Origin of the sequence: Amphritea balenae (assembly GCF_003858655.1) — a bacterium.
In the GTDB taxonomy this organism is placed as follows: domain Bacteria; phylum Pseudomonadota; class Gammaproteobacteria; order Pseudomonadales; family Balneatricaceae; genus Amphritea; species Amphritea balenae.
Genome location: NZ_RQXV01000001.1, coordinates 667,446 through 684,003, shown reverse-complemented (window position 1 = coordinate 684,003; position 16,558 = coordinate 667,446). Strand labels below are relative to the sequence as shown.

Genomic DNA, 16,558 nt, shown 5'->3' with positions numbered 1-16,558 from the left:
CCAGATGAAGGGGGTAAAGATTGATATAAATCAATATTCCATCTGTCCACTGAGCATAAGGCGATTTTGAGTATCATTAAAATATTATTAATCTAACAAAAGGATAAGAAAAACCTATGCAGACGCTAAGACGTTTCTGTAAATGAGGGAGATACTAATGAATCAAGGAGATGCGTGAGGATCAAGGAGAGATCCGAAAGAGGAGGGTAGAGGAGTGAGGGCTAGTTATTCAGCAGTATGTTGAACAGATCATCCAGTTCAGCGCAACGGCGTAGAGCCTCCAATTGCGAGGTATTTAAAATACGCGTCTGTTTTCCTTCTATGACCAGATAGGGCTCTGAATCAGCTGCAGTGAGAAAATTAACCCTGGGTAAACGGCTGATGCACTGCCGCAGGAAGCCGCAATTATGACGGACATCAAACTGTTCGCTATCTGGGTAAACCTCTGCCTCATTTTCAGCGTAGATATTGATCTTTTGATAGCGTTCAATATTAATCAGCGCCATAGGGTCGATAATATTGAGTGCCTGTTGCGAGCCCCAGGCGATTGTTAGCGGTGATTCTCCTTTTGCGACGCTGTTGTCCATAAAGCTGAATTTGAATACTGGTTTGTCGTAGGCTAGCCATTTGAACAACAGTTTCGGCATACCGCTGTACGCTTCGACGCTGTGACCCAGAAAGTCTTCCACCGACTTATAGCGACCCCGTTCCAGTCCCCTTTGCCAGCCCCGCTCAACAGTGGCTTCTGGTGGCGTGATGATGAAGTACATATGCATAGTGTCGACGTAACTGGCATAAGTACCATGTAATACCTTTGCGATCTGTTTGGTGGTGAAACTGTCAAAACGGAAGCGATCAACAATCAGATGGGGGATCGAACGATCCTGTTGGGCTTTAGCCCGGATATAGCGATCAAGCTTGCGGTCAATAATGTTTACTTCATTGCTGGTGAGACGACCGGCATATTTATAATCTGAGCCCAGGCTATCGTAGTCCAGTAGCAGGCGTCGCCAGATATCCGGGCTGATAGTGCCAAAGCTTTCCGACTCAATACCTTGTTGTCGGATCACTTCATGTAATAACGGGCGCAGGGTACTCTTGCCAGATGCCGAAGCCCCTTTCAGGCTGATGAGTATGGGTTTCTCCGTTGGCAGTATCGTTTTATAGCCTTCCTGATGGATTGCCCGACGGATGATCGGGTCTAACATCTGGCCGATGAGTCGGCTGCCGTAATCGTTGCACATCTGTCGGCTGATCAGTGTGGTCAGCAAGTCGGGATCCCGGATGATGCGGCCGCTGGTCGTTGCCATGGCACTGAGAATGACATACAGGCTTTTGTACAGCGCTTTGTCATAGGGGCGACTGCTCTGTAGGCCCTGATCTTTGAACTGCTTAATGGTTAGATATTGTTGTTCTTCTATAGATAACAGGGGCCGGGCTGGCTGACGGCGCAAGCGCGCAAAGAAACCCTTGGATTGAACGGGCATGCTCGGGACCGGTTGAAACAGTGTTTGCTGCAGAATTTCCCGTACCTGAAGTTGTACTTCCTGCTGCAGCTTTTCAAAACAGTCTTCAAGCGCTTGTCGGGAAGGTGCAATGTACTCTGTCAGTATTCGGTGAGCTATCTGGCGAAAGCGTTGTCCCAGCATCTCTTCCTCGGGTCCTTCCTCTACCAGGATGTCAGCGGTGATCCGGATAATCAGTTCGTGCAGTACCAGTCGTTCAGGGGTAAAAGCGACCAGCCGCTCCTGTTTAATACCGGTTAGCCGGGTTAGTTCCTGAAGTTCTTCAAACCCGGTTGAGGTGTATGGCGACTGGTAAAGGGTTTCCAGTCGGAACAGACTTGAGGGTAGTTCAGTACTGATACCCGGATTCCAGGCATGGTATTCGCTCTCATGATGTTCTGTCCGGCGCATATCTCAATAGATCTTCTGTTGGTTGTATTGGAGGTGCTGGTAGTGAAGATTTACATAGTAGTCAGGATAGTACTGTTTTCCCGAACACGAAGAGAGTGTCATTGCGACTTTAAAAGGGCAAAAAAAACCGCAGTCAGAACGACTACGGTTTTTGAAATATGTCAGTCTATTCGTCCCCGGGTACACCATATGACTCAGCATTAGCCGGATCTTTGGCGCGGGTGATATAGGCATCCATCTGGGGCTGATAGTTACTCCAGACCATACGCAGCTCATGTATTGGCTCTATATGCCAATCCACCCGCAGGTCGACAACCGGCCAGTTGGGCTCTGCGGCAACCAGTAATCCGGCCGACTGAATAGGTCCCAGTTCACCACCGGCAGCAAGACCGGCTTCCAGTGCCTGAAGCAGACGCTCTGCCAGATGGCCGCTGCTGTTCTCAAAGCTATCAATCATCGCTTGTGGGACAGCGGTATTGTCCAGCAGGTTACCCATCGCGATGCAGTTTTTACCTTCGGCAGTTGCGAAGGTTCCCAGTGCTTCAGCGCCACTGAACGTAGCGCTTTGACCAGCCAGATTCAGCACGCCTAATTGACGCCACTGTACATTACTGTCTTCGTTCGCCAGTGCTTTCATCACGTCAGCTGGTGCTAGTTTTTCATTCATCAGATCCAGCGCCAGGGGGCCGAGGTCCGGATTAGTGATATTCTGTGTTAACGCAACACCGGTACCACTGCGGACGAAGGCACAACGACTTGCAACGCAAATGCTGGAAGAGGTGATGGCGCAGCCAACCATGCCGGTATCAGGGCAGACCCCTGCAACGGAAAATGTCATAACTCAGGCCTCATCGTCTGGGATCACGGCAATAATATCTATCTCCATCAGCCATTCTGGCTGGGCCAGCGCCTGAACAACCAGGCCGGTTGAGATAGGGAATACACCTTTGAACCACTTACCGGTCTCTTTATAAACCGCTTCGCGGAACCGGGGGTCGGTAATGTAAGTAGTGGTTTTAACTACATGGCTCATATCTGAGCCGGCTTCTTCCAAGAGCTGTTTGACGTTTTTCATCGCCTGTTCGGTCTGAGCACCCGGGTCGCCCAGACCTACCAGATTACCCTCGAAGTCGGTGCCAACCTGGCCCCGGACATAGACTGTGTTACCTGCGCGTACCGCCTGACAAAGATCGTTATCCAGAGTTTGATTCGGATAGGTCTCTTTCGTGTTGAACATACGGATTCGGGTATGAGTCGGCATCTGCTTACTCCAAATAAACTAAATTCTTAAAGGTAAAAAAGGGTAGCGCCAGTCGGCCTACCCTTGAACATATGCAGATGACTTACAGCTGCGAAGGATCACGATAAGCGCTGTATTTACGCTGCGTAGCGATATGATCTGCAATATGCTTCGCATCGTGCCATACACCCCAGATGAAGGTAGAACCACGGCGTGATAACCATGGCAGGCCGACAAAATAAACGCCCGGCTCGGTGGATACACCGCGCTGATGCGCCGGTTTACCAGCTTCGTCGAAGGCATTAACATTCAACCAGCTGTAATCAACCGCAAAACCAGTTGCCCAGATGATTGAAGTGATACCTGCTTCAGCCAGGTTCAGCTCAAGTACCGGATTGGTCATGCAGTCGGGTTCAGGCAGCATATTGCGTGCTTCAGGTTCTTCTGGCAGATCCAGGCCGTTACGTTCGATATAAGCGTCGGCTGCATCCAGAAGATCCAGATAATTTTTATCGCCGCGGTTAACGTTTTCTACCAGGTTTTCTTTAAAGCTCACGGTGCCATTGTTAAATGCTTCTGTCAGGCCAACCAGCGTAATACCCTGATGTGCCAGGGCACGGAAATCAACCGTACCTTTTTCACCATGGGCGCCGGTTACGGCAATGGTTACATGCTCGGTGCCAGGCTTCATCGCCTCGGCGTCCCATTCACCCAGTACACCCAACCACCAGACAAAGTCACGGTTACGGTATGAGCGTGGCGGACGGTCATGGGCACCTACTGAAAGATGAACCTGCTTACCGGCACGTTGTAGTTCATCGGCAATCTGTACGCCGGAAGAACCAGCACCGACTACCAGCACACCGCCTTCTGGTAGTTGGTCAGGATTACGGTATTCGGCGGAGTGGATCTGGGTGATACCTTCAGTCTTAGGTGCAATTGCTGGAATAACAGGGCGTTGGAAAGGTCCGGTTGCCGCAACCACACGATTTGCTTCGATCAGGCCTTCAGAGGTTTCAATTGTGAAGCCTGGACGGTCCACGTTACGTTCAACTTTCTTTACTTCAACGCCGGTTCTGATAGGCGCGTTGAATTTCTCCGCATAAGCAACAAAGTAGTCTGCTACCTGTTCTTTAGGAATAAAAGCTTCAGGATCGCCTTCGAACTCCAGTCCCGGGAAACGGTCATGCCATGCCGGACCGTTTGCTACCAGAGAGTCCCAACGCTCTGTACGCCAGCGTTCTGCGATACGATTACGTTCCAGTACCAGGTGGGGAACGCCGAGTTTACTCAGATGCTCGCTCATGGCCACCCCAGCCTGACCGGCGCCGATAATCAGCGTATCTATTTCTATTGTTTCACCTGTGCGTGTTGTCATTCTTATTCTCTCCAGTAATTAGCATCAGAGGCTTTGGTCAGTTTTTGTACAGCGTTCAGCATGAACTGTTGTTGTTATTGCAAGTGGCCTTATCGGGCTTGCTTGCCAGACATCCGGATAAACGATTGGATGTCGGTGTGAATCTGTATCCTGCGTATCTGTTCCGGTGCTAAGTGCTTAACGCACTGCCTGACTGGTTAGTCAGACGGGCTATATCTGCTTAATTGTCAGAAGCTACCGCGATCGCATCAGATCCTGTAATCAGGTTATGAAAACTCGCTGCATTATTAAAATATTATTAACCTTACAAATGTATTAAAAAAAACTATGCAAGTTCTTTTGCTAATCTGAATAGCATTCAGGGAGCTATTGTGAAGTGGGAGGAATCCCGGCTTTGAGGTGTCGGCTACTGTATAGACATAAAGTCTGTTGGTTAGCAGATGAGGAGTGCGTCATGCAGATACTTGAGTCGCAATCAATCATTGATGAACTCGGGTTGGACTACTTTCGTGGTCTGTCTACCTTTGGAGCGATCTCTGAAGCGGCCATTACTGACCTGATTAGCAAAGGTAGTGTCGTTTCGTTAACGCAGGGCGAGGTACTGAAAGGTTACCAGGCAGAGGTGACCGGTTTTACAATTGTGCTGCAGGGGGATATCGCTTTTTATAAACACTGTGAAGGGCACGATGTATTAACCCGACACTTTATTGCCGGTGAGCAGATCGGCTTTGATACCATGATCGCTATGATTCCCAATAGTGGCACCGAAATCGCTTTTGAAGACAGCATAGTGCTAGAGGTCAGCTCGACTCAGTTTTTCGATCTGCACCTGGATTACCCAGCAGATTTTGGTCTGTTTATGATTAATCTGGCGCGTGAACTATCCCGCGAAATCGCCATGCTGGAGGATGTGATCGGTAAAAGTACCGGTTGGCGGATCAATGAATAATTTCCTATCAATGACATGCTGTTTTAACGCTGTATCTGCCGTGACCCTTAGGTAAATAGTAATGTATGAGTAACGGGACTCAGGCTCTGTTTTGTTGTTTAAGGTAATACAGGCATATCTGATTATTCTAAAGAGCTCAGGCTGTTGCGTTATCTTGCTACCTGTTAGTGATCAGGCATTGGCTACGCGATAATCCATTATTCAAGCGTAGCAAATTGCTGGTTCTGATCTGTTAAGATGGCTCAATTGCTTATTGTGCTGTCCAGCCGCCATCCATGGGCAGAGCCGAGCCGGTAATGGCTGCACCTGCTTCTCCGCAAAGGAATACTGCAAACTCACCCAGCTGCTCGGTGGTAACAAATGTTTTATTGGGTTGTGCCGCCAATATTACATCGCGTCTAACTTCAGCTTCTGTGATACCCCGGGCTTTAGCCGTATCCGGAATCTGGTTGGCTACCAATGGCGTCATGACGTAGCCGGGGCAGATTGCGTTCACAGAAATACCCTGTTCGGCGGTTTCCAGTGCAACGCTTTTGGTGAGTCCGACTATCCCGTGCTTGGCAGCCACGTAGGCTGATTTATAGGGTGAAGCAACCAGTCCGTGGGCTGACGCAATATTGATAATACGGCCCCAGCCTTGTTGTTTCATACCGGGCAAGGCGCTTTGAATTGCGTGGAAAGCACTGGACAGATTGATGGCTATTATTGCGTCCCATTTCTCTGCAGGAAACTCATCTACGGGGGCTACATGTTGAATGCCAGCATTATTCACAAGAATATCGACTGTGCCAAAATGCTGGATAGCGGACTCTACCATTGACCGGATCTGAGCCGGTTGTGTCATATCGGCAGATGAATAAATGACCTCTACGCCATACTGCTTAGCGAGCTTTTGTCGGATTGATTCAATTTCAACCGGATCACCTAATCCATTTAACATAACGTTTATGCCAGACTTCGCGAATGCAGTGGCTATTCCTAAGCCAATTCCGCTTGTAGAGCCCGTTATAATTGCGTTTTTGCCCTGTAGCATAGATTAGTCTCCTGATATTTATTTATAGTTATATTCTAACTCGGTTTAAATTGGTAATACCAATGAGCCAGTGTTTGAGTGAAAAGTAGTCTATGTTTTTTTATCAGAAGTAACAAATGAAATTTTTAAGCGCGGTAATATCTTGATCGTCCCAGGGCAGGGATTAATGATTCATGCGCCTGGGTTATCTGTGCCAGGAGCGTTTGCAGTCAGGGTGCAGGTCGGTAGTTTGTCGGGCTTAATACTGGTTTACCGGGGAGAAACTGAATTGGGTCATACTGTCACATTGATTCTTATTAAATAGCTTTGTATTCGCTTGAATCAATCAGCCATAAAGGCTGCTTCCTCGCTAGAATCTACGGGATACAGCAGACTCCCAGCAAGGAAAGAGCGTTTTTATCTGAGCATTCGCCGCTCGGGCCATTAAATCCCCAGTTGTTTTTTTACTTTGCCAAAGGCATCAATCGCAAATTCCAGATCATCTTTAGTCAGGGCTGCTGACATCTGGGTACGAATTCGGGCTTTACCTTTGGGAACCACGGGGAATGAGAAAGCCACCACATACACGCCCAGTTCAAGCATGGCATTAGCAAACTGGCTTGCCAGTACTGCATCATGCAGCATAACCGGCACGATAGGGTGCTCACCTGGTAACAGGTCAAAGCCCTGTTTTGCCATGCCTTCTCGGAAGAGCGCGGTATTGTCCTGTAACTGGTTGCGAAGATCGGGTGATTCAGTCACCAGATCAATCGCCTTAAGTGCACCGGCGACTACCGGTGGCGCTACGGTGTTAGAGAACAGGTAAGGTCGCGAACGTTGACGCAGCAGCTCGACTACCTCTTTGCTGGCACTGGTATAACCGCCACTGGCACCGCCCAGTGCTTTGCCCAGAGTACCAGTGATGATATCGACCCGGTCCATACAATTGCGGTACTCATGGGTGCCACGACCACCGGCACCGATAAAACCGGTAGCGTGGGCATCGTCGAAATGCACCAGTGCATTGTACTTTTCAGCCAGGTCACATATCTCATCCAGGCGGGCGATATAGCCATCCATTGAGAACACGCCATCGGTGCTGATTAGCTTGAAACGGGCACCGTCTTTATCGGCCGCTTGTAGCTGTGCTTCCAGATCGGCCATATCGCTATTGCGATAACGATAGCGTTTTGCCTTACACAGCCGCACGCCATCGATAATACTGGCGTGATTCAGTTCATCGGAAATAACCGCATCTTCCGGTCCCAGAATGGTTTCGAACAGGCCGCCATTTGCATCGAAACAGGAGGGATAAAGGATAGTGTTTTGCATTCCCAGAAATTCGCTTAGCTTATCTTCCAGTTGCTTATGCAGCACCTGAGTACCGCAGATAAAGCGAACTGAGGCCATACCGTAGCCCCAGTTTTCCAATCCCTCTCTGGCCGCAGCGTTAACGGCCGGATGCTGTGCCAGGCCCAGATAGTTATTGGCACAGAGATTCAGAACCTCTTTTGTAGAGCTTTTATCTGAGTTGGCATCTGTATTAACGCCGACATGGGCATTTTGTGCGGTGGTGATAAGCCGTTCACGTTTATATAATCCGGCGGCTTCAATCGCTTCCAGCTCACTACCAATATGATCCTGAAATCTATTGTTCATACGTTTCTCCCGGACACTGGCTTATTCCCAGTTCAGTATTACTTTGCAGGCTTCGCCACTATTCATTACATCAAATCCCAGCTGAAAATCGGCATAGCCGAAGCGGTGGGTAATCACGGGTGAAATATCTAATCCGGATTCGATTAAAACTGACATCTTGTACCAGGTTTCATACATCTCCCGACCGTATATCCCTTTTAGCGTTAACATATTGAAAATCACCGTACTCAGGTCGATGCTGACCTCATCGGCTGGAATGCCGAGAATAGAAACCTTACCGCCATGACACATATTGATTAGCAGATCATTTAATGCGGCAGGGCTGCCAGACATCTCAAGGCCTATATCAAAGCCTTCGGACATGCCCAGTTTATGTCTGACATCGGCAAGGCTTTCCTGACTGGCATCGACAGTGCAAGTGGCACCTAAGCGTTTAGCCATAGCTAAGCGTTTGGCATTAATATCGGTAATAACTATGTGACGGGCACCGGCATGTCGGCAAACGGCTGCTGCCATTACGCCTATAGGTCCGGCACCGGTAATCAGTACGTCTTCGCCGAGCAGATCGTATTGCAGCGCGGTGTGGACGGCATTACCCAGAGGATCGAACAGGGATGCGATATCCAGGTCAATGCCGGGACGGTGTTCCCATACATTCGACATCGGTAGTACCAGGAATTCAGCAAATGCACCGGGGCGATTTACGCCAATACCGCTGGTATGGGCGCATAAGTGGCGTCGACCGGCCATGCAGTTTCGACAACGACCGCAGACCACATGCCCCTCACCGGAGACCAACTGACCACACTGAAAATCGTTTACATTGGAGCCGACCTCGATAATCTCGCCAACAAATTCGTGGCCAATGACCATAGGTACCGGGATCGTATTCTGGGCCCAGTTATCCCAGTTATAGATATGCATATCGGTACCGCAGATGGCGGTACGTTTAATTTTAATCAGCACATCGTTGATGCCCACTTCCGGGACAGGTACCTCTTCTAACCAAAGTCCCGGAGCTGACTCTCGTTTGACCAGTGCTTTCATATTCATGAAGCCTCCTCAAAGGCAGCCAGGGTTTGCAGGCTTGCGGCACCGGCATTGGCGTATTCCAATGCTTCGTTGAGTGTCAGAAACAGTCTTCTGGACTGGCTTTCCTGCTTACCAATATCGTAAACACTGACACAGTAGTAGTGTTTACGTCGTCGCGTATTCGTTGCTTTACTCAGATATACATATAGCTGTGACCAGCTGATCTGGAAAGTCAGCGCTTTAGATTGCCAGTTATCAGCATCGAGTGTTGTCACAACATTAGCCGGGTTAATTCCCAGAATAGGATCTTGTGCCGGTACAAAATAATCGATGATCTCGTTCATTATAGTCTTCTCTTCCAGCGCCTTATGGGGCGGTCTTATCAGCGGTAAACGGTATGCAGGTGTTTGATTCCGGTGCCAGATTTATAAATTAACCTGGTAAATGAAGCAGCGGTATCAGTAAGAGGGGCGTTTAGCTACACATTCGTTCAGGCAGGACCTGACCATCCGAGCGTTGCCGGAAAGCGATAAGGGGAGAGTCGACACGGCAATATAAGATGTCACAAGAGTGGCATTTGTTTGCGGTGATATTTAATATACAAGAAATCATTCCGGTATCTTAGAAGAATAAATTCCCGGATACAAGAAATAATTCCCTTATAGTGGATAGTTATAAATGAGCTCAGATAAAGTTAAAAAAAGTAATAAGGCCGACATAGACCCCGCCAGTCAGGTCTTGTGCAGCCGGGTGACAGAGCTAAGAAAGAAAAATAAACTGACGTTGGATCAGTTGGCTGCTGCATCCGGCGTTAGTCGTTCGATGCTGAGCCAGATTGAAAGAGGCCAGGCGAATCCCACCCTGGCGGTTACCTTTCGTATCGCGCAGGCCTTTGGTATCACTATCGGTGAGCTGGTTGATCAGCCATGGGCTGCATCGACTATTGAAGTAGTGCATGGCGATGATGCTAACAACCTGTTCCGTGCCGATGATGAGTGTCGGATTCGTACGCTCTCGCCGCTACACATGGAAAAGAATATCGAATTCTACGAGCTACGTATCGCACCCCAGGCTAGTCTGGTGAGCGCGCCACACTTTGAAGGCACTAAAGAGCTGCTGACAGTGACTAAAGGAGCAGCCCGGCTAACCGCCGGTGATAACAGCCGTAATCTGGCTGAGGGTGATTCAGCGCACTATCGTGGTGATCTTGAGCACAGCATCGACAACTGCGGCGATGATGAGCTCATCTGCTACCTGGTTGTGACCAGCCAGTAGCGCTACACAAATAGCACTTCTCTTAGCTGCTAGATTGCTGCTTGGAAACTTGTGAGTAGCCAGGGTAAACGAAAAGGCATTGCCCGATTGCCGGCGGAGCACCTCACCGCGATAATCGAAGTGAGATGCCATGTCTGCCTGGGGGTTGTCTATCGCTTCTGCTGATCAACTTTTTCAGCTAGCAGGCAGAGCATCTCCCACATCAAAGTGGCACCAACCAGGGCGGTAGCGCCGCTGGGGTCAAATGGTGGAGAGACTTCTACCAGATCTGCGCCGATCAGGTTTAGTCCACGTAAGCCCCGTACCATCTGTTGTGCTTCTACGGTTGTTAAACCTCCTATTTCCGGGGTACCGGTACCGGGGGCGAAGACTGGATCGAGGCAGTCAACATCGAAGCTTATATAGGTTGCCTGATTGCCGACCACATCACGGGCAATTTGCAGCGCCTTGTTGACACCCAATTCGGTAAACTCTTCCATGCGCATCACCCGAATACCTTGTTCCAGGCCCCAGTCATCGTCGCTTTCACTATAGAGTCCGCCCCTTATACCTATTTGAACGATCCGCTTGGGATCGAGTATTCCTTCCTCAATAGCACGGCGAAAGGGGGTGCCATGGGTATATTTACAATCACCAAAATATCGATCCCAGGTATCGGTATGTGCATCGAAATGTACCATACCTAAAGGGCCGTGTTTTTTGGCCAGTGCACGCAATACCGGCAGGCTGACCAGATGATCGCCTCCAGCCCCGAGTGGCATAATATTCTGTTCAACCATTTCAGAGACAAACTGTTCAATCATGTCCAGTGTGGGTTCTATCTGTAAAGGGTTGACCGGTGCATCGCCGAAGTCAGCACAGTTGGCGAGTTTGAAAGGGCTCAGTTTAAGTACCGGGTGTACTTTACGCATCAGAGCAGATGCATCACGGATCTGTCGTGGTCCATGGCGGGCACCTGCACGGTTTGTTGTACCGCCGTCCCAGGGAATACCATATAACCCAATATCAGCCTGCGGCGCCTGGGCAATAGTGTAATGGGGCAGGCGCATAAAAGTAGCAATACCGGCATAGCGGGGAACAGTTTCAGAAGCCAGAGGGCTAAAGCTAAGTGCTTGGGGATTAAGCATATCGGTACCTCAACAGAGTGATAAAGGTTTACTTTATGCTGTGAGGTGTGTGCAATAAATGGCAAATATAGCAGGTAAAGTTGCCTGAAAAGGAAACTGAATCTATCTACGAGTCAGGTCCTTTTTAAGGGCTCTTTAAAGTGGCGTAATATCAGATTCTTTAAAGGCTTTGAGTAGTGCCAGACGTAACAAGTTAGGACGGGAGTCCCGTCGGACAATGATTTTAAAGGGTACCTGATAGCTGAGTGTATCAGGCAGCAGAGCTCGTATTAACTGTTTATCATGCCAGAGTGCAGCGTAATGCTTTGGCAAAAAGCCAACGTACTGGCCGCTGAGAATCAGGGTTGCAATCCCTTCCACCTGATAAGAGGTGGCGCAGGCCTTTAGTTGAGGGAATTGCTCCTTTAGCATGACCGAATGGGTGTAACCAGGCGCAATAAAGTCATACTGGCTGATAGTATTTAGGCTGAGCCGGGCTGCCGGAGTGTTGAATAAGGGATGATTGTGGCCACAGTAGAATAGCGATGTTTCATGGTACAGGTCATAGTACTCTAACCCTGGTAGTTCATGATGCTGGGGCACTATACCGATATTAAATCGACCCTCTATAACAGCCCGCTCGACCTCATTAGGTGCGGCTACCTGTAGATTGATTTTGACCTCAGGCTCCTGCTGATGGAAAGCTCCCAGTACATCAACCACCGGTGAGTTGGGATCGGTGAGCATATTATCGGTCAGTCCCAGCGTCAGTTCGCCAATCAGGCGACTGTGGACAGCATTAACATTCGCCCGGAACTTCTCCAGATCAACCAACAGCTCCTGCGTCGCTTCATAAACCAGTCGGCCATGTTCAGTCAGCTGAAAGCCGGAACGACCTCGCTGACACAGGTGCATGTCCAGTCGGGTTTCTAAGTCGGACATCTGTCGGCTGATAGCGGAACGGCCAATATTAAGTTCGACTTCAGCGGCAGAAAACCCGCCGCATTCTACTACCGTTTTAAAGATGCGTAGTAGTTTCAGATCGATATCGGCAATCTGACCTGAGAGGCTGGATCGTTTCATAGGTAGTACTTCTGATGACTGGATAATCTTCAGGTTAACCGAAAAAAGCCCTGCAGGCATAGCCTGCAAGGTAACTCAGAAATGGTTATTTAGTATAGAAGCTAGCAGTCGACTTAAACTTCGTCCCGACCAAGCAGGCGTAGGATGCGGTTGAGTTTATCCTTACCACCAATGCTGTCGTAGTGTTTTGGCCATACCGCGGTGGTCGCCTTTTCTATCCACTCTTTTTCACCGTTTGCCGGATCGTTTATTACCATGCCTTTTTCGATAAGTTGCTGCTTAATCCGTGCCTCATTAGCGGTGAGGAACTCTGCGCTATGCTTGGTAGCGACTTTGCCTGCGGCAATAATTGCCTGTTGTATTTCAGGTGTTTGTGCCTGATAAACGCTTTCGCTCATGATCAACGGCTCGATAGAGAAGATATAGCGAATATTGGTCACATATTTTTGAACGGTGTCGAATTTCATAGCGTCGACTGTAACATAAGGGTTGTCCTGGCCATCAACGACACCCTGCTGTAACGCAGTAAAGGTTTCCGACCAGGCCATAGGAGTTGGATTTCCCCCCCAGGCCTTATAAGTATCAATCATGATCTCATTCTTCGGTACCCGAACAATGACCTGCTGCAGATCTTCTAATGTCTCGATAGGTTGCTTGGAGTTTGTTAATACCCGGAAGCCGGTATAGGCCCAGCCAACAATTCGAACACCGGCATCATTTACAGTGTTTTCAACCAGTTCGGCCCCAACTTCACCCTGAGTTAGGAGTTCGGCTTCTTCCAGGCTCTGAATCACGTAAGGCAGGGTAAAGACACCAACGGTCGGTGAAAATGGTGTGACGTTATTAATTGCCAGAATTGAAAAGTCCAGCGTGCCAAGGCCTGCTTCAACAACAGTATCCTGCTCGCTGCCCAACTGACTACTCATGAACAACTGGCCACTGAATTCGCTGTCAGTATTAGCTTCCAGTTGCTCCACAAACTTCAGTCCGAATGCGTGTTGTGAGCTACCTTCAGAATCCCCGCCTGCGATCTTCCAGGTTGTTGCAGCGAAGCCACTACTGCTACCTACCAGAAGTGCTGCGGTCAGGGATAACGCGATGGCATTATTATTTTTATATTTCATATCAACCTCAGTGTAGTTGTGTTTATCACCAGAGACCTGCGGCGGACTACTGCCCTGTATGACAAGTCTGGAATTATCCTGCGTTAAATGTTGATGTGAATAAATGCAAACATTCTGCTGTTTAGTTGCTTAGATTGGAAACTATAAACGGAAACAGACTTTGCCAGGCAGCCTGATTGCGGTTTCGATACTGGTCAGAACGTTGGTAGCTAGAAAAGCGTAAAGCCTTGTTTCCTGTATTTATCAGAGAAGAGTAAAGTCCGTTTTATAAGGTTTGGCTGACATTGATTTATTCCCGTTCTGATTAATATCAACGCTATTAATTCACAGATGCCTATGATGTTTCACCTTTAAACGTTGGCAGAGTATGTGGGTGTTATATGCAGTTATATGAACATATAAATGGCTTAGGCAGGGATCTGAAATCACGCTTTGGTGAGAAGGTTCATAAGCTGACCATCAATGCCTCTTTTACCTGTCCGAACCGAGATGGTACTTCCGGGCTGGGAGGCTGTACCTTCTGCAATAACGCCTCATTCAGTAGTAAAACCGGTTCTCAACTGAGTATTCGAGAGCAGCTGGAAAATAGTAAACCGGGTATGCGGGCTAAACGCTATCTGGCTTACTTTCAGACCTACACCAATACCTATGCGGAAGTTGAAGAGCTGCGGCGCCTTTATGAAGAAGCGCTGACCACCACCGATATTGTTGGACTTTGTGTCGGCACCCGACCCGACTGCGTTCCTGATGCCACACTGGATCTTCTGGCGGAGTATCAGCAACAGGGCTACGAAGTCTGGTTAGAACTTGGCCTGCAATCCTCATTTGATAAAACTCTGGACCTGATCAATCGAGGGCATCACTTTGACGCTTATGTGGATGCTGTGACGCGGGCACATCAGCGGGGTCTGAAAATCTGTACGCACTTGATTATAGGTCTGCCCGGCGAAGAGCCAACTGATAGCCTGATTACTCTCGATAGAGTATTAGACCTGGGCTGCGAAGGCTTAAAGCTGCATCCGTTGCATATTGTCAGGGGGAGTCAGATGGCCCGACAGTGGAAACATGGGGAAATCCAGGCCATTGCACAGCAAGACTATGTCGATGTGGCAGCCAGAATGATTCAACAGACGCCGTGGGACGTCGTGATGCACAGGGTCTCTGCAACAGCCCGCAAACCAACACTATTGGCGCCGGACTGGTGTGATGATCGCTGGCCGGTACTTAACCAGATAGCTCAGCGGCTGGTGGCCGAAGGTGGGCAGGGTAGTAGTCTTTTGCGCTGTTAGTCGGCCTGGCTTTTCCATTAACCAGATAGCACTGTAAATCTTAATTCTTTCCCCAACCTTACAGTTTTGTAATGTTGGGGAAATTCTCAAGCAATGTACGCAGGTTATATTTGCTTCACTGAAATATATCCATTGCTTGAGTGAGAATAAAATGAAAAACACAGTTAAGACACTAGCCAAAAAGTATGCCTGTATCGCAGCAGCATTAGTTGTAACGTCAGGCTGCGCCATCGCCGAACAAGGCGATAAGATGACAGTTAATCAGGTATTGAAAGCAGGCTCTCCATGGGCAACTACTGCTGTTTACCTACAGACTGATGGCAAAAGCGATAAATCAGCCAACCTGATCGGTGACAGTAATATATCTAAAGGGACTATCAGCTCAGCTCAGTACAGCGAAAAGAAATTCATGTTCATCGGTATGAGCGATTATACAAAAGGTACGTTCAATCAGGACAGTTTAGTTTCCTCTATCAATGCGGTAACCGATAGTGGTAGCAAGCCTAAAGGTTTTGCCCACGGTGATTATGCCGTTGTCAAAGACGACAAAGGCAGTACTGTCCGTCGTATTACTAATGCCAGCTTTGCGCCGTCTAAAGTAATTGATCGTACTGTGACAGTCGCTACGCCGGAAGAGTTTGGCTACACCTTTAATAAAAACGGTAATACATATTATGTTGAGCATAAGCCGTACGGATCTGCTTTTCCGGGAGTTACCTATCCAGCAGCGCTACAAACAGCGGTAGAATCGTTCTTCGCCAAGTAATCTGATATTAATCCAGTAGAGCAAACGCCTTTGGCTGGAATGTGGTTTTCGCCGCTTGTGAGAATCTAAGGTAAGCTTCATGCTATTCGTAAGATAGCTTTTAAAAAACCGCCGTTGGGCGGTTTTTTTGTGGGTGCTTTTTTATGGGAGCTTCAGGCAATATCGGGTAACTGAATGTAACCCAGGATGACTATGCCGCAATCATTATGCCGCTATCATTATGCCTTTATTGATATCGGACTAGCGTTCGCCCTGTACTTCGAAATCATCGGTGAGTAAGCGAGCTTCGCCATCTTCTTCGATGATCCAGTGTTCTCTGTGTACTACGCCAAAGGCTTTGTTCATGGTCCAGCTTGAACTGAGTATATAGCCCTGATCTTCTGCAGCTTCCCAGTTAACATCTGTGTACTCCACATCGGTAAAGCCCTTATCCATAATATCCTGCCAGAAAGCCTGAATTTCCTGACGCCCTTTGAAAGTACCAAAAGGGCGGGCATTCATAACGGAATCTGCCGTGTAGCGGACAGCGCAGCCTATGGCATCCTGCTGATTAAAGGCTTGCTGCCATGCGTTAATACCGGCCTGACATTTTGCTAATAGTTTTTGATCTGACATTCTGAATTCCTCTGCAAGCTTAAGCTCTGCGATTATTGAATTGATAAGCAGAGAGTAAAGATAATATTGAGGTAGAAAAACAAAGGTATTAGAATTTAATGTTCTGTTTTTACG

General features: G+C 48.5%; 16 protein-coding genes. 4 read left to right on the top strand and 12 right to left on the bottom strand.

All coding sequences use genetic code 11. The features are described from left to right. Nucleotides 1-221: 221 nt before the first annotated feature. The 4 genes from EHS89_RS03090 to EHS89_RS03075 all read right to left on the bottom strand — a co-directional run bounded on the left by EHS89_RS03090 (nucleotide 222) and on the right by EHS89_RS03075 (nucleotide 4,534). Nucleotides 222-1,916: a DEAD/DEAH box helicase family protein gene (locus EHS89_RS03090; protein ID WP_124924628.1), complete on the bottom strand. Its 1,695-nt coding sequence runs from the start codon at nucleotides 1,914-1,916 to the stop codon at nucleotides 222-224. A 166-nt stretch (nucleotides 1,917-2,082) separates the two neighbouring features. Then, nucleotides 2,083-2,754, bottom strand: a complete 672-nt coding sequence (locus EHS89_RS03085; protein WP_124924627.1) for a DUF1028 domain-containing protein — start codon at nucleotides 2,752-2,754, stop codon at nucleotides 2,083-2,085. A 3-nt stretch (nucleotides 2,755-2,757) separates the two neighbouring features. Beyond that, nucleotides 2,758-3,177 (bottom strand): RidA family protein, encoded by a 420-nt coding sequence (locus tag EHS89_RS03080; protein WP_124924626.1) that lies wholly within the window; start codon nucleotides 3,175-3,177, stop codon nucleotides 2,758-2,760. An 82-nt stretch (nucleotides 3,178-3,259) separates the two neighbouring features. After that, nucleotides 3,260-4,534, bottom strand: coding sequence for a flavin-containing monooxygenase (locus EHS89_RS03075; RefSeq protein WP_124924625.1), 1,275 nt, complete (start codon nucleotides 4,532-4,534; stop codon nucleotides 3,260-3,262). Between the two features lie 454 nt (nucleotides 4,535-4,988). Here EHS89_RS03075 and EHS89_RS03070 point away from each other — a divergent pair, with 454 nt between their 5' ends. Further along, a complete protein-coding gene (locus EHS89_RS03070) occupies nucleotides 4,989-5,483 on the top strand; it encodes a cyclic nucleotide-binding domain-containing protein (RefSeq protein WP_124924624.1) in 495 nt (164 codons plus the stop codon). A 250-nt stretch (nucleotides 5,484-5,733) separates the two neighbouring features. On the opposite strand, the gene EHS89_RS03065 is transcribed toward EHS89_RS03070, so the two are convergent. The 4 genes from EHS89_RS03065 to EHS89_RS03050 form a co-directional block, all read right to left on the bottom strand. Further along, nucleotides 5,734-6,516 (bottom strand): 3-hydroxybutyrate dehydrogenase, encoded by a 783-nt coding sequence (locus EHS89_RS03065; RefSeq protein ID WP_124924623.1) that lies wholly within the window; start codon nucleotides 6,514-6,516, stop codon nucleotides 5,734-5,736. Nucleotides 6,517-6,939: 423 nt separating this feature from the next. Next, complete coding sequence (locus tag EHS89_RS03060; protein ID WP_124924622.1) at nucleotides 6,940-8,154, bottom strand: glycine C-acetyltransferase; 1,215 nt, start codon at nucleotides 8,152-8,154, stop codon at nucleotides 6,940-6,942. 21 nt (nucleotides 8,155-8,175) lie between these two features. Next, nucleotides 8,176-9,201 carry an L-threonine 3-dehydrogenase gene (tdh, locus tag EHS89_RS03055; protein ID WP_124924913.1) on the bottom strand — a complete coding sequence of 342 codons (1,026 nt, stop codon included), beginning with the start codon at nucleotides 9,199-9,201 and terminating at the stop codon, nucleotides 8,176-8,178. Nucleotides 9,202-9,203: 2 nt separating this feature from the next. Beyond that, nucleotides 9,204-9,530 carry a hypothetical protein gene (locus tag EHS89_RS03050; RefSeq protein WP_124924621.1) on the bottom strand — a complete coding sequence of 109 codons (327 nt, stop codon included), beginning with the start codon at nucleotides 9,528-9,530 and terminating at the stop codon, nucleotides 9,204-9,206. 334 nt (nucleotides 9,531-9,864) lie between these two features. On the opposite strand from EHS89_RS03050, the gene EHS89_RS03045 reads away from it, so the two are divergent. Then, entirely contained in the window at nucleotides 9,865-10,461 is a 597-nt protein-coding gene (locus EHS89_RS03045) for a helix-turn-helix domain-containing protein (RefSeq protein ID WP_124924620.1), read from the top strand. A 149-nt stretch (nucleotides 10,462-10,610) separates the two neighbouring features. On the opposite strand, the gene speB is transcribed toward EHS89_RS03045, so the two are convergent. From speB to EHS89_RS03030, 3 genes are all read right to left on the bottom strand, one after another. Next, nucleotides 10,611-11,588 carry an agmatinase gene (speB, locus tag EHS89_RS03040; protein WP_124924619.1) on the bottom strand — a complete coding sequence of 326 codons (978 nt, stop codon included), beginning with the start codon at nucleotides 11,586-11,588 and terminating at the stop codon, nucleotides 10,611-10,613. A gap of 135 nt (nucleotides 11,589-11,723) precedes the next feature. Then, on the bottom strand, nucleotides 11,724-12,650 hold the full coding sequence (locus tag EHS89_RS03035; RefSeq protein WP_124924618.1) for a LysR family transcriptional regulator: 927 nt from the start codon (nucleotides 12,648-12,650) through the stop codon (nucleotides 11,724-11,726). 113 nt (nucleotides 12,651-12,763) lie between these two features. Beyond that, complete coding sequence (locus EHS89_RS03030) at nucleotides 12,764-13,774, bottom strand: TRAP transporter substrate-binding protein (protein WP_124924617.1); 1,011 nt, start codon at nucleotides 13,772-13,774, stop codon at nucleotides 12,764-12,766. Nucleotides 13,775-14,154: 380 nt separating this feature from the next. Here EHS89_RS03030 and mnmL point away from each other — a divergent pair, with 380 nt between their 5' ends. Both mnmL and EHS89_RS03020 read left to right on the top strand, forming a co-directional pair. Further along, nucleotides 14,155-15,063 carry a tRNA modification radical SAM protein MnmL/YtqA gene (mnmL, locus tag EHS89_RS03025; RefSeq protein ID WP_124924616.1) on the top strand — a complete coding sequence of 303 codons (909 nt, stop codon included), beginning with the start codon at nucleotides 14,155-14,157 and terminating at the stop codon, nucleotides 15,061-15,063. A gap of 151 nt (nucleotides 15,064-15,214) precedes the next feature. Further along, nucleotides 15,215-15,829 (top strand): hypothetical protein, encoded by a 615-nt coding sequence (locus EHS89_RS03020; protein WP_124924615.1) that lies wholly within the window; start codon nucleotides 15,215-15,217, stop codon nucleotides 15,827-15,829. A 240-nt stretch (nucleotides 15,830-16,069) separates the two neighbouring features. On the opposite strand, the gene EHS89_RS03015 is transcribed toward EHS89_RS03020, so the two are convergent. Then, entirely contained in the window at nucleotides 16,070-16,444 is a 375-nt protein-coding gene (locus tag EHS89_RS03015; RefSeq protein WP_124924614.1) for a nuclear transport factor 2 family protein, read from the bottom strand. Nucleotides 16,445-16,558 lie beyond the last annotated feature (114 nt).

Coding starts and splice junctions, on each gene's coding strand:
- EHS89_RS03090 (WP_124924628.1), bottom strand. CDS start 1,916: ATGCGCCGGACAGAACATCATGAGAGCGAATACCATGCCTGGAATCCG.
- EHS89_RS03085 (WP_124924627.1), bottom strand. CDS start 2,754: ATGACATTTTCCGTTGCAGGGGTCTGCCCTGATACCGGCATGGTTGGC.
- EHS89_RS03080 (WP_124924626.1), bottom strand. CDS start 3,177: ATGCCGACTCATACCCGAATCCGTATGTTCAACACGAAAGAGACCTAT.
- EHS89_RS03075 (WP_124924625.1), bottom strand. CDS start 4,534: ATGACAACACGCACAGGTGAAACAATAGAAATAGATACGCTGATTATC.
- EHS89_RS03070 (WP_124924624.1), top strand. CDS start 4,989: ATGCAGATACTTGAGTCGCAATCAATCATTGATGAACTCGGGTTGGAC.
- EHS89_RS03065 (WP_124924623.1), bottom strand. CDS start 6,516: ATGCTACAGGGCAAAAACGCAATTATAACGGGCTCTACAAGCGGAATT.
- EHS89_RS03060 (WP_124924622.1), bottom strand. CDS start 8,154: ATGAACAATAGATTTCAGGATCATATTGGTAGTGAGCTGGAAGCGATT.
- tdh (WP_124924913.1), bottom strand. CDS start 9,201: ATGAAAGCACTGGTCAAACGAGAGTCAGCTCCGGGACTTTGGTTAGAA.
- EHS89_RS03050 (WP_124924621.1), bottom strand. CDS start 9,530: ATGAACGAGATCATCGATTATTTTGTACCGGCACAAGATCCTATTCTG.
- EHS89_RS03045 (WP_124924620.1), top strand. CDS start 9,865: ATGAGCTCAGATAAAGTTAAAAAAAGTAATAAGGCCGACATAGACCCC.
- speB (WP_124924619.1), bottom strand. CDS start 11,588: ATGCTTAATCCCCAAGCACTTAGCTTTAGCCCTCTGGCTTCTGAAACT.
- EHS89_RS03035 (WP_124924618.1), bottom strand. CDS start 12,650: ATGAAACGATCCAGCCTCTCAGGTCAGATTGCCGATATCGATCTGAAA.
- EHS89_RS03030 (WP_124924617.1), bottom strand. CDS start 13,774: ATGAAATATAAAAATAATAATGCCATCGCGTTATCCCTGACCGCAGCA.
- mnmL (WP_124924616.1), top strand. CDS start 14,155: ATGCAGTTATATGAACATATAAATGGCTTAGGCAGGGATCTGAAATCA.
- EHS89_RS03020 (WP_124924615.1), top strand. CDS start 15,215: ATGAAAAACACAGTTAAGACACTAGCCAAAAAGTATGCCTGTATCGCA.
- EHS89_RS03015 (WP_124924614.1), bottom strand. CDS start 16,444: ATGTCAGATCAAAAACTATTAGCAAAATGTCAGGCCGGTATTAACGCA.